Source organism: Ruminococcus sp. AM31-15AC, assembly GCF_003462045.1.
Classification (GTDB): Bacteria; Bacillota; Clostridia; order Oscillospirales; family Ruminococcaceae; genus Hominimerdicola; species Hominimerdicola aceti.
The window spans coordinates 1-13,211 of sequence record NZ_QTYG01000010.1; the positions used below are offsets into that span (position 1 = coordinate 1).

A 13,211-nucleotide genomic window follows, 5' to 3' on the forward strand; every position below is an offset into this window, starting at 1 on the left:
CGCTGTGAAAGTATGTGGGCAAGAATGAAAGAAGAGCTGTTCTACAGCCGTGAGGACAAGCCGGAGAACTACACTATGAAAGAGTTGAAGACCATGATCTGGAGATATTTTATGAGTTACTGGGCCAACAGAAGAATCTGCACCGCCAACGGTGGTCTGCCTCCGGCAGCCCGAAGAAAGCTCTACTATGATCATATCTTTCTCGTTGCATAATTCTTGTTCGAATAAAATGTGTCAAGTGATATTGACAAAACCAGTGCGAACTGGATTGATGTTGAGGATTACAACAGATTTCTGAAAGAGTACGCAAAGGCTGATACAAGTATGTTCGGACATCCCGTAACCCGTACAAAAATGGGCGAATACAAGATTGAGGGTAAGTATCAAGACCACTCTATTGCCGCAAATCAGACCTACGGCACAAGCCGTATGAGCAGTTATCATATCTTTGAAAATCTGCTCAATCAGCGTGATGTGGTTATCCGTGACAGAAAAGAGGTTGACGGAAAGGTATATTATGAGGTCAATGCAAAGGAAACACAGCTTGCAAAAGAAAAGGCAAGACAGATGAAGGAAGCCTTTAAAAGCTGGGTATGGGAAGATATTGACCGCCGTGAAAAGTATGTTGAAAGGTACAATGAGCTTTTCAATGCAATTCGTGGCAGAGAGTATGACGGTTCACACCAGACATTTCCCGGTATGAACCCTGCAATTAAACTGCGACCACATCAGGAGAACGCTGTACTGCGTGGAAAGTTGGGCGGCAATACGCTTCTTGCTCACTGTGTAGGTGCAGGCAAGAGTTTTGAGATGATTGCAACAACAATGGAAAAGAAAAGGCTGGGACTTATCAACAAAGGCTGTGTTGTAGTTCCGAAGCACCTTACCTTGCAGATGGCAAGCGAGTGGATGAGATTGTATCCAAACGCAAAACTGTTGGTTGCCCGTCCCGAAGATTTTACAAAGGACAACCGACAGAAATTTATCGCCCGTTGCGTGACAGGAGATTATGACGCAGTAATTATGTCTTTCACACAGTTTGAAAGAATACCGATGTCAGACCAGTCCCGCAAGCAGTTTATGGAGCGTGAGCTGAACGAAATTATGGATGCTCTTGAGGAAGTCGATGATACCGACAGAGTTTCCGTAAAGGCTCTTGAACGTCAGAAAAGGCAGATTGAGGAACGCTTGGAAAAGCTGTTGTCCTCCAAAAAGGATAACTCCCTTTGCTTTGAAAAGCTGGGATTTGATTACCTTGTCTGCGATGAGGCTCACAACTACAAGAACTGCTTTGTAACAACAAAAATGTCAAACGTTGCAGGTGTGCAGACAACAGCCGCACAGAAGTCAGAGGATATGCTTATGAAAACGCAGTATCTCAATGACAAGTACGGCTGTAACAATATCCTCTTTGCAACAGGAACTCCCGTCAGCAATTCAATGGTAGAGTTTTACGTTATGCAGAGATACCTCCGCCCCGATTTGCTTAAAAACGCAGGACTCCAGACCTTTGACGATTGGGCGAGTACATTCGGTGAGGTGGTGTCACAGCTTGAAATCAAGCCTGCGGGCAACGGCTTTCAGATGAAGAACCGTTTCAGCAAGTTTGTGAATATTCCTGAGCTTATGCAGATGTATAAGGAATTTGCAGATATTCAGACGCCTGATATGATTAAACTCCCTGTGCCGAAGCTGAAAACAGGAGAGCCGATTGTTGTTACTGCGAAACCCGATGACAGACAAAAGGCATATATGAAAGAGCTTGCGGCACGTTCCGAAGCTATCCACAACGGCAATATTGACCCGTCAGTTGACAATATGCTGAAAATAACGCACGAAGCAAGGCTTTTGGGACTTGATTCACGCTGTATTTTCAAGGAAGCAGAGCCTACTCCCGACAGTAAGGTTATGAAGCTGCTTGATAACCTTGAACAGAACTACCGTGACACTATGGAGCAGAAAGGCGTACAGATTGTATTCTGCGACATTGCAATCAACGAGGATTCGGAACATTTCTCGGTATATGAAGCAATCAAGGCTGACCTTGTGAAGCGTGGTATTCCGAAAGAGGAAATCTGCTTTGCAGGTGACGCACAGACGGATAAAGCGAGAGCCGAAATGTTTGAACAGCTCCGAAAGGGTGAAAAGCGTTTTATCATCGCTTCGACCTCAAAGCTGGGAACAGGTGCTAACGTTCAGGACAAGATTTGTGCTATTCACCATTTGGATATTCCGTGGAAGCCTGCCGACCTTACACAGCAGGACGGACGAGGTATAAGACAGGGCAACAGCTTTGACGAGGTAGGTATTTATCACTATCTGACAGAGGAAACCTTTGACGCATATATGATGGGCATTATAACTAACAAGGCAAAGTTCATCAATCAGATTATGACATCAAAAGACCCTGTGCGTGTTTCCGAGGACGTGGACGAAATGGTGCTTACATATTCGCAAATGCAGGCAATCGCTTCGGGAAACCCTATGATTAAGGAGAAAATTCAGCTTGACAATGATGTTGCAAATCTGAAAAACCTTGAAGCGGAGCATAAGAAAATGGTGTTTTCAATGCAGGAGCTTGCGGAACGTAAGCTGCCGCAGACCATTGACAATTATGCGGATTTGCTCCAGAAGGCAAGCGGAGATTTAAAGGCGTTTCAGGAACAGCACCCTGACAATGCCGAATTTAAAATGGAAATCGGCGGAAAGATTTTTGATGAAAGAGCCGATGTAGGCGAGCAGATTGAAAAAGCAATCATAAAATGCTCAACTACGGGAGAAACGGTAAAGCTGGGCAAGTATTTCGGCTTTGACGTTTCCATTGAGAAAAATCCTGCTAACAGCAATTTCTTCAACAGTGGAACTCCTTGTATTGCGGTATTGCAGGGCAATCTGAAATACACCTCCGAGGTTTCCCTCGGAAACAATGTAGGTAATGTCCGCCGTATCGAAAACCTTGCAGGTATTCAGATAAATCAGAAAATTCAGCAGCTTTCCGCTAATCTTGATAAGGCGAAAAGCGACCTTGAAGAAGCAAAAGCGAATGTTGCAAAGCCTTTCGGACGTGCAGAGGAACTGGCAGAAAAATTAAAGCGGCTTGAATATGTAAATGCACAGCTCAGTACAGACAAAAATGATGATGAGCCTATGCCTGTATCGGATATTCCGACAGAGAATGAGCCTGTGCAAGCCGCAAGTGTTGTGGTTGCTATGCCTGTTTCCGCATATACGGCGGACAAGATAAATCCTAAACCGCAGACTCCGCCTGTTCCTCAGAACAATATTCCGAAGCCTGTGTATAACAAGATGAAACGATGATTGGAGGTAAAACTATGGCATACACAAGAAAAGAATACACCCCCGAAGAAAGAGCCGCCTATAACGCACAGAAACAGGCGGAAATGGACGAAATGATAGAACGTATCGACGAGGGTGTCAAAGCGGTATTTCAGTCCGAAAAGTACAAGGAATATCTGAAATTCGCTTCAAAGTTCACCGACTATTCCGCAAGAAATACGCTCCTTATAAACTTACAGCGTCCCGACGCTACTCTTGTAGCGGCATACGGGAAGTGGAAACAGCTTGGCAGACAAGTTGAACGAGGTCAGACAGGCATTGAAATCCTTGCACCTGTGGCATACAAGACAAATCAGGTGCTTGAAACGGAACGTCCCGCCGTTGACGAGTTCGGCAATCAGTTATACAACCCTGACGGAACAGAGAAAATGGAAACGGTTGAAAAGCCGATGACAGGACTTGCGTTCAAGAAAGTCTATGTTTTCGATGTTTCGCAGACAAGTGGCAAGGAGCTTCCCGACCCTGTTACTGAACTGACAGGGGATATAGACAGTGCAAGAAAAGAAGCTGTTTTTGCGGCTCTCAAAAAGGTTACTGGCATTGACATTGAGTTTAAGGACATCAAAGGCGGTGCAAAGGGATATTACAGCGCCACTAACAATGAAATTGTAATCAAAAGCGGTATGAGCGACGCACAGACCTTGAAAACCGCCTTTCACGAAGCCGCACATAATCTCTTGCACGACCCTGCAAAGGATATTGTAACGAACAAATCTCCCCGAAACGAAAAAGAGGTTCAGGCTGAATCCGTTGCCTTTATGGTAGCGGAAAGGTTCGGCATTGATACCTCGGAATATTCTTTCCCGTACATAGCTTCTTGGAGTGACGGAAAACAGCTTGAACAGCTTAAAAGTGCGTTACAGGAAATACAGGAAGCGGCGAAGAAGATTTCTTCCGAAATCGAATCGGAACTGCTGAAATTGCAGAAACGCAATCTCACAATGGACGAAAAGCTGGCTGATACAGAGCTGAACAATATTCAGAAAGCGGAGTTTCTTATTGAAGATTGTGCCGACAGAGGTGTGAATTTCTCAAAGGAAGATACCGACAAAATTCTTGATTTTGCAGGCAATCACGAAAATATATCCGATACGGTACAGCTTGTAACGGATATGGAAGAAATTCAAAGACAGCGTGACAGCTACGGCTATGATTTTACATATATGACGCCCATTGACACAAAGGAAGCTGCTCTTGAAGCCTATGACAGAGGTGAAGCGGTATATCTTCTTTATCCCGATAATACGGAGGGAATGGCAGAGTCACGCTCCGAAATTGAAAATTTTGAGGGATATTTCGGTATCGAAAAAGAGCCGAGCCGTGATGTTTCCCGTGAGCAGAACAGCGAGCTGATACCTGTTTCAAAGGAAATTGCCCTTGAAATGTGGGATAAGGATTTGGATGTATATGTTGACGGTGTTCGTGCTGAAAGCCGAGAAGATATTGAAAACGCTCCCGAAACTGCAAAGCTGTATCTGTCTGAATTTCAGTACACAGCACAGCTTGAATTTGAAAAGTCCCAGCGTGGTAATGTTGACAGAACAGCCGAACCCGCAAGCAAAAATCCGAATGTTATCGGTAATACACCATACAAGGAGCTTGGTGAAAAGGGTCAGCTTGAATATTTCAAAGACCTTAAAACCCGTCACGCTCTGAACATTGCAAAACAGCTTGACGAGGACGGGGTAAAATTCAGCGGACTTAAAAAGGGCAATGTTACTACAATAACCATAAACAAGGCTGATAAGGAAAAGTACGAAGCGGCTGTTGCAAAGGTCAAAGCAAGCTATTCCAAGAGTAAGGAGCAGGCTGCTGAACCGAAAGAGCAGAAAGTTAATGATAAAAAGCCAAAGGCTGAGCCTGTCAGCAAAAATCCCAACGTCATCGGTAATACCCCGTATGATGAGTTAGGCGAAAAGGGTCAGCTTGAATATATTACAAAACTCAAAACCCGTCACGCTCTGAACATTGCAAAACAGCTTGACGAGGATGGTGTAAAATTCAGCGGTCTTAAAAAAGGCACTGTTACCACAATAACCATTAACAAGGCTGATAAGGCGAAATATGAGGCGGCTGTTGCAAAGGTCAAGGAAAGCTATTCAAAGAGCAAGGAACAGACCGCCGAGCCGCTTGCAGACAAAGCTCCTGTTCCAAAGCCTGCACCCCAAAAGCCTGTGAACATAGCGGCTGATATTGACAAGGCAATTTCAGATAGCAATTATGAGTTGTACCGATATAACTTGAAACAGGCGGCTGCAACGGTTATTGAGGAACACGGTGCGGAAAAGGTAAGCAGAACCCTTGCGGAATATATTTCTCGTCACGATTATGACGGACGGATTTCTGAAAAGAACAAGGAATGGGCAAAGAGCTTTGATATTCCCGAAAACAGGTATCCTCCCGTATTCCATACGCACCCTGCTGTGCTGGATGGCTTCATTACAGAAGCACAGGTGCAGATAAAGGTACTTGAAAAGTCCGTCAGTCAGCCTGAGTTGCCTGACGTTTGCAAGGATAAGTTCCTGTTGCCTGTTGAACGTGTAGAGCTTCGTGACGATCATCGTGGTATTCCTGAAACAAAATACTACGATTCGTCAGTGAACGAATACTTTGTTGACGGTATAGGCTGGCTTGACAATGCCGCTTATGACCGTGAGCAGAAATTTTCAGAACTAAGTCCAAAGGACTTTTATGCAAAGGTTACTCAAATGAACATTTCCTATGTGGATACAGATGGCAGAACAGGGCAGATGGACGTTTCCAAAAAGGACTATGACATTTTGACCGAAAAGACCTATTCAAAGGAAAACAGCGAAGCATACAAGGCGGCAAAGGACAAGCTGGAGCAGAGAAAACAGGAAGCAGGGATAAAGCCGAAGCCTGTTGAGTATTACGCTGTCCGTCAGACCGCTGACCGTAAATTTGCGGTAGCAACAATAAGTGCAGACGGACTTGTAACAGTTGCAAGGTCGGGTATTGCTACTATTGAGGAAGCTAAAAAGGCTCTGCTTGATATTTATAAAAGCAAGAAGAGTACAGTTAAGTGTGAATTTGTTCATCCGCAGACCCTTGATGAGAAATCAGCGGAGATTTACAGAAGTCAGACAAAGGAGCTTCCTGCTGTAACATATCGCATTACTGCTAATCCTGATAAGAAATCGCCCGATACTCATATCTTGCAGGAGTATGTGAAAAAAGGTGATGATACCTATGCGGTGGGAAAGGTTATGGCAAAGGGGGATTATGAGAAATGCAACAGCAGGCTTGCAAATCTCATCAATCCTCCGAAGATTGAAGCACCCGTCAAGACCTTTGAAATCTATCAGATACGTCGAGTTGATGAAACCCGTGATGTAAGGTTTGAGCCTTACGAAAGGCTGTTAAAGGCAGGTTTGAAGCCTGATTTCAAGACTTATGACAAGATGTATGAAGCTGATGTTTCAATGTTAAGCGGCAAAAGCACGGGCGAAAAGCTGGAGTCAGCGTTCTATGTTTTCAATCAGGAGCGTCCCGAAGATTTTAAGGGACACTCGTTAAGCGTTTCCGATGTGGTAGTGCTTGACGATACGGCGTATTATGTTGACAGCGTGGGATTTAAGCCGCTGAAAGACTTTATACCGCTTGAAATTCAGCAGAGCCGTTTTCTTGATACGTTCCCACAGACCTTGCAGGGTATATACGATAATACCGTAGAACTTGAAGCCGTTTCAGATAAGGCTTTGAAGCTGAATATACCGCCCGAAATTATCCGAGAAGCCTGTGATATGGTAAAGGGCGGCGAAAACCTTGATAATATGGCAAATGCTTATGAAGAAAAATTCACAGAGAAAAATGCTCCTGCGGAAGAAGCTCCCGAAATCGAAAAGCCGAAGCCGCAGAAGAAACCGAAATTATGATTGGAGGATTGATAATATGATTATGATGAACAGCGTACTTACAGTCGAGGAAAGATGTATGTTACAGTCCCTCGGCTGCAAGGATAAGACTCAGGCTCTCTCAGTGCTTGGAGAAATGAAGATGATACTCCCTATTCGTTCAGAACTGTTCGCACAGGTTGTACGGCTCTCTGATAAGCTGGAGAAAGAGAAGATTGATTATGCTTACGAGATGTCGGCGGTTGGGGTATTAGATGATGAAATTGCATAAATAGTTATGGCGGTATCGTTTTTTGGCGATACCGCTATACTTTTGTTGAAATATGAGGGATAATGTGGTATAATAATATAATAAAATTACGAAATATATAACATTACGCTATTATATATATGAGGTGATAGTTGTGCATTTATCTAAATTGAGAATTGAAAATATGCGGTTATTTAAAAAACCTGTTACTATTAATCTGCACAAAGGGTTAAATCTTCTTGTCGGAGAAAATGGTTGTGGAAAGAGTACAGTTATTGATGCTATTCGTATGCTTTTAAATGAGTCGGAATTTTCTCATAAAGGGATAACTGCAGAAGATTTTAATTCTTCGGGATGTGCTGAAAATACGTCGCCTTGCCGACTTTTCATTATTGGTGTTTTTTCAGAGTTAACAGATGAACAGAAAGTGGAATATTTAACGTGGCTTAATCACAATTTTGATGCCAGACTTAATGTTGAATATTTACATAGCACTAATGTTAGAGGAAATTATAAACAGAAAAGATGGGGCGGTTGTTCAAGTAATAGCGCATTTGATTGGGAACCTTTAAATGATATTCAGTGCGTGTATTTACCGGCATTGCGTGATGCTGAGAGATACTTGAGAGCCGGTCGTGGTTCTAGACTTTCTAGATTATTAACTAATTTATCAGCGGATGAGTTAAAAGAAAAGCGTAAAAACAAAGAAAAAATGGAATTAGAAACAGAAGTTGCTGCTTTTAATCATACAATAGAACAGAAAACAGATATAGAGCGTGCCAATAAATTGATTAATGATAGTTTAAAAGAGTCAGCGGGTTCTGTTTTTGCTCAAAGTACCAGCATAAGGTTTAATGAGCTGTCATATGAACGCATTGTTGAGTCGCTTCAGCTATTGTTTTCAAATGAACTTGATGTAAAAGAAGATACTGCTTTTTTCAGTCTTTGTGAAAACAGTTTAGGATACAATAATTTGATATACATAGCTACTATCTTAGCTGAATTTGAGGGGTTGAAGGAAAAATATTCATCGCCTAGAATATTACTTGTTGAAGAATTAGAGGCACATTTACACCCACAGTTGCAGATAAAATTGCTTAAATATTTAAGTAAGCAGGCAGCGGAACACGATATACAAGTTATAATTACAACACATTCTGCAATTTTGGCAGCAGCAACACCTATAAATCAAATTATATGCTTTAATCGTTGTAAAGATGGAATATCAATAACTCCAATTTCAAAATGCGAATTAGAGAATGACAGCGAGAATTTTATAAATAGATGGCTTGATGCAACTAAATCAATGCTGCTTTTTTCAAAAGGTAATATTTTTGTTGAGGGAATTGCTGAAGCAATACTTGTACCAAAACTTGCAGAAATCTATTTAAAAAGCAAAGGGTCATTAGGAGTGACTTCATTAGAAGATGCGGGCGTTTCTGTAATAAATTTGAATGGAATTTATTTTCAACATTTTATTAAAATGTATAGTGGATATAGAATATCCATTCCTGAACAAGAAGAAAGAGAAACCAAGACAGCGTATAAGGAACGTGTGGATGAATTTAAGAAAAAGAATTCATTTGCCGAAGGCGAATTTAGAAAGGTAAAATATATTAAAGTAAAGTGTGCGGTAATAACTGATAATGACCCTGTTGATAATCAAGAAAAATTTATCAATCCTGATAATGGGGAAGAAGTAGTAAAAAAGGAACCAGCTACACCTACTAAGGATAACTGTTTACCGAGTGGAAATCCGCAAATTTATCTAAAGGAACAACTTGAAAATATGACCGATAATTGCCGTGTATATTCAAATTTAAAAACGTTTGAATATGATTTAGCAATCGAGAGTCACAGCAATGCAAGAATAATGCTTGAAATAATTCTTGATTTAATAACGACCAATGGAGATATTGCGGATAAAGCACAGAAATATATTGATGAGATTGACAAAGAAAAGCGTGAAGATGAATTTTCAATAAATGACGCTGAAATGGCATTGTTTATCTTAAAGCAAATTGATAGCTCTTATCTAGGCAAAGGTCTGTTTGCACAATTATTATGTGATAAAATAGATGATAGTTTTATTGTGCCTGATTATATATGTAAAGCTATTGATTTTGTCTTGGGGTTGGAGGAAAATAATGGCTAGAAGAAAAGCTTTGTTAGAGCAAATTTGTGGTTTTGTGATATTCCCCAAACAACGGGAATATGTAATGGGGTACTTGCAAACAAGAGCAAAGAAACAAATAAATGTATATTTGATTGTCTTTCAGAAGAACAAATTGATTATATTTACTCGGATATTAAGTCTAATGTGTATTTAAACGCCTGTCCCGGAAGTGGCAAAACAGAGGTAATAGGTTTAAAGGGTGCAATCGAAATAAAAAAATGGGATGAACCTAATTCTGGGATTGCTATATTAACTTTTACTAATTCAGCAGAAGATGAAATTAGAAGCCGGACTGTAGAGTATCTTGGGCACCAAATAGATTATCCCCATTTTATAGGTACATTTACAAGTTGGTTGCATGGATATGTTGCCAATCCATTTTTAAGTTTGGTTACAGGATATAAAAATAAAGAAACATTCGATAACAGCATTAAATTAATTGACTCAAAATGTACAAGTGATTTTCTCTTTTCTTTTGAAACAAAATATAAATATCACTCTCTAGGTAATATCAAAGCAAATGAAATCTATTTTGATTTGAAAAGCAAAAAATATATGTATTGCGGTTTTGAGTCTAATGGACAAAGTGTTTTGGATGGGCTACTATCTCAGGATAAATGGAGAGAGGAAGAATTAAGTGCATTAAAATCAAAATTTTGGAAAGCAGGATTTGCACTATATGAAGATGTGGAATATCTTTCTCTAAATCTATTAATTAAAGAAGAGAATATAGCAACATATATTGCCAAAAGGTTTCCTGTGATATTTATAGATGAGTGTCAAGATTTGTCATTTGTTGAATTGCAAATTCTAAAATGTCTTAACTCTCATGGTTGCAATATTCATATTATCGGAGATTTAGACCAATCTATTTATGGATTTAGGAATATTGATCCTTCTGACACAAATGCTTTTGTAAGTGAGTTATCAATGGATGAAATGCGTTTATCCCAAAATCATAGAAGTTGTAGTCCAATTGTTGAATCATCAATGTTTGTATTGAATAAAAAAGACAAGATTACTTCAACGCAATCCCAAAAATTAGATAGACCGTTAATCGCAATTCTTTATAAAAAAGGCGAAGAATCAAAAGTCGTTTCAAAATTTGAGTATTTAGTTGATGTATATGGATTGAATAAAAATAACAGTCGCATAATAGTTCGCAATAATAATTTAAGGAATAAAATGTATGGCTCAAAAGATGTAATCAAGTCCATTAATACCATTGAAGAATTTGCAAAAGCCTTATATTGGCATTATAATGGGTGTTCAGTTGAAGATTTTCAGCGTAGCACTCAAAGTTTAGCGAGAGCAATTCAAAGATCCTTTTTCTCTGAATCGGAACATCAAAATATTACATATTTATATAAACCGGTCGAGATGGAAAGTTCAGAATGGCGTAGATGTATAAATGATATAAAAAATGCACTTGTATCTAGTACGGAACTTAATAATTTTGACCTTACTTGGGAAAATTGGAAGAAAGCTTTACAAAAAGCCTTGACGTCCGATTGTGCAAGTAAATGGAATCAAGGTACATTGAAACTAGGAAAACTCAGAAATAATTGTACAAAGAAAAAAGTGCAAATTGATATCGGCTCTGGAAGACAAGCTGAATTTAATTGTGCCATTGAAACTATTCATAGCTGTAAGGGAATGAGTTTAGATGCCGTATTATTTATGTCGACATATCATAAAAGTAGTAGCGGCGAAAACTCACAGAATAATGGTTCGCATTGGCATAGCTGGTTTGTAGATGATAGTGGAATTGCAAGGGAAAGCAATAGATTAGCGTATGTAGCATTTTCTCGTGCAAAGCATTTACTTGTTCTTGGAATTCCTAACCCTCAGACATCACCGATTGATGAAGAACATAAACAGTTACTTATTGATGCTGGTTTTGAAATTATTTCAGTAAGTTAGCAACGGAAATAAATATTAATCTGATTAATTTAAGGAGAATTGTTATGTCAGCTGAAACTGAAATCAAATATTTGTTGGAAACATTGTCCGCAGTTAAGTATGATAGAAATAGATTTACATTGTTTTGTGGTGATAATAAATTTATATTTGGAGTTTTTTCGGCTAAAGGTGAAGATTTTCCCATTGCTAAATCATTGCAGTATAAGACGATATATGATACTTTGATAATTGCAGTATAAGACGATATATGATACTTTGATAGACATAAATCATAAGATACATTATTCTTTTAAAAAAGCTATTGAATATTCATATTCGGATGCTTTGCAAAATAATTTTAACATAATAAGTAATGAAATATCTGAAGAAGAAATGCTTGCTTTTTATTATCTTGAAAATGCTATGTTCAGGACATCAAGCTCTTGGGATATGCTTGCTCAATTATATCGTCTATATTTTGATATTGATATTTCAGCGGACAAAGTATATTATAAAAAGATTTTTAATCCTCAAGAGCGTTTTTGCAAAGGTTTTGAGGATAAGGCAAGGATAATACACGCATACATTGAAGAATCTGACGATACGGAATGTGATGGTATGTGGAAAGGAAATCATTCATTTGTAAATGGTATGCGAAATAAAATGACGCATAGAAATTCTCCGAATGTTTCAGTTGCAAGTGATTTTGATATGAATTTAAAATCGCACCCTTGTATTGTTTTAAAACGAACTATTGAAGATTATGCTGTTTCCTTTAAATACATAAGTGAGATATTAATTGATATTGAAGCGAAATGCCAAGAAGAAATCACGAAAACTCTATTGTAATTAAAGAAAGGTAAATATATGGGACGTGCAAAAAGAAAGAGGAAAGCAAAAGAAAAGGCAAAACGTAAGGCAAAAATTAAAGCAGGCAAATTGGTGAGGTTTGTTTTATCAAATTCTCCTGTAAAATATAATGGGTGGTCTAACAGATATAATTATCAAAGTAATCTTCACCATCTTATTTATAAAGATGCTACTTTTACAAATGATAAATTCCAAAATTGCATTATAACAGACTGCAACTTTAAGCAAACTTCTTTTACAGATGTTGACTTTGCACATTGCAACCTTAAAGGTTCTACATTTAAAAATTCTCGATTAAAAAATGTAACTTTTTTTAATTGTAAAATGAAATCGGTTGATTTTAGTGGAGCGACTTTTGATAATGTTGCATTTATTTGTATGAGTATTGATGCGACAAAAAATCTTCCGTCCAGCGGATATGTGATTATAAACAAATATCCGCAAATCACTCATCAGCGGTTGTTAGAAAATGCTATGGCATTATCGCAATATTCTCAATATTATAAATATCATATATTAAATGTAGATAAAAACAAGGTTAATAATTGGTATCTCTACTTATTAGCAGAGCAATATCAAAGCTATGATGATGTGGCAAGAGGTTTATATGCTTTGCGAAATAGATATAATAAGAGAGGCTTTATTACTGTTGGAGCATACAAAAAACACCTTGACACATATTTGAAAATATGATAAAATACTATTGTTCCGCTCCGGATAAGGATAACCTTTGAAACGCCATAGAACAAATGGGAACAAGTGATAGTGGCTAGTATTCAGG

8 protein-coding genes and 1 pseudogene are annotated in these 13,211 nt (G+C 38.9%); all 9 read left to right on the top strand.

Annotated elements, in window-relative coordinates:
* Positions 1-213 (top strand): annotated as a pseudogene (locus tag DW793_RS04330) (IS3 family transposase); the annotation flags it as partial.
* Between the two features lie 18 nt (positions 214-231).
* Positions 232-3,318: an SNF2-related protein gene (locus tag DW793_RS04335; protein WP_252969663.1), complete on the top strand. Its 3,087-nt coding sequence runs from the start codon at positions 232-234 to the stop codon at positions 3,316-3,318.
* 14 nt (positions 3,319-3,332) lie between these two features.
* A complete protein-coding gene (locus DW793_RS04340; RefSeq protein WP_181988282.1) occupies positions 3,333-7,253 on the top strand; it encodes a YodL domain-containing protein in 3,921 nt (1,306 codons plus the stop codon).
* Between the two features lie 16 nt (positions 7,254-7,269).
* Entirely contained in the window at positions 7,270-7,503 is a 234-nt protein-coding gene (locus tag DW793_RS04345; RefSeq protein WP_118157160.1) for a hypothetical protein, read from the top strand.
* 133 nt (positions 7,504-7,636) lie between these two features.
* A complete protein-coding gene (locus DW793_RS04350) occupies positions 7,637-9,637 on the top strand; it encodes an AAA family ATPase (protein WP_118157161.1) in 2,001 nt (666 codons plus the stop codon).
* Between the two features lie 24 nt (positions 9,638-9,661).
* Positions 9,662-11,581, top strand: coding sequence for a UvrD-helicase domain-containing protein (locus tag DW793_RS04355; RefSeq protein WP_118157162.1), 1,920 nt, complete (start codon positions 9,662-9,664; stop codon positions 11,579-11,581).
* A gap of 44 nt (positions 11,582-11,625) precedes the next feature.
* Entirely contained in the window at positions 11,626-11,820 is a 195-nt protein-coding gene (locus DW793_RS04360; protein ID WP_118157163.1) for a hypothetical protein, read from the top strand.
* Between the two features lie 16 nt (positions 11,821-11,836).
* Positions 11,837-12,409 carry a hypothetical protein gene (locus DW793_RS04365; RefSeq protein WP_147342154.1) on the top strand — a complete coding sequence of 191 codons (573 nt, stop codon included), beginning with the start codon at positions 11,837-11,839 and terminating at the stop codon, positions 12,407-12,409.
* Between the two features lie 18 nt (positions 12,410-12,427).
* Entirely contained in the window at positions 12,428-13,123 is a 696-nt protein-coding gene (locus tag DW793_RS04370; protein WP_118157165.1) for a pentapeptide repeat-containing protein, read from the top strand.
* Positions 13,124-13,211 lie beyond the last annotated feature (88 nt).

What these genes read in the sequence shown, in the direction of transcription:
- DW793_RS04370 (WP_118157165.1), top strand. Translation starts at nt 12,428, where the DNA reads ATGGGACGTGCAAAAAGAAAGAGGAAAGCAAAAGAAAAGGCAAAACGT.
- DW793_RS04360 (WP_118157163.1), top strand. Translation starts at nt 11,626, where the DNA reads ATGTCAGCTGAAACTGAAATCAAATATTTGTTGGAAACATTGTCCGCA.
- DW793_RS04340 (WP_181988282.1), top strand. Translation starts at nt 3,333, where the DNA reads ATGGCATACACAAGAAAAGAATACACCCCCGAAGAAAGAGCCGCCTAT.
- DW793_RS04345 (WP_118157160.1), top strand. Translation starts at nt 7,270, where the DNA reads ATGATTATGATGAACAGCGTACTTACAGTCGAGGAAAGATGTATGTTA.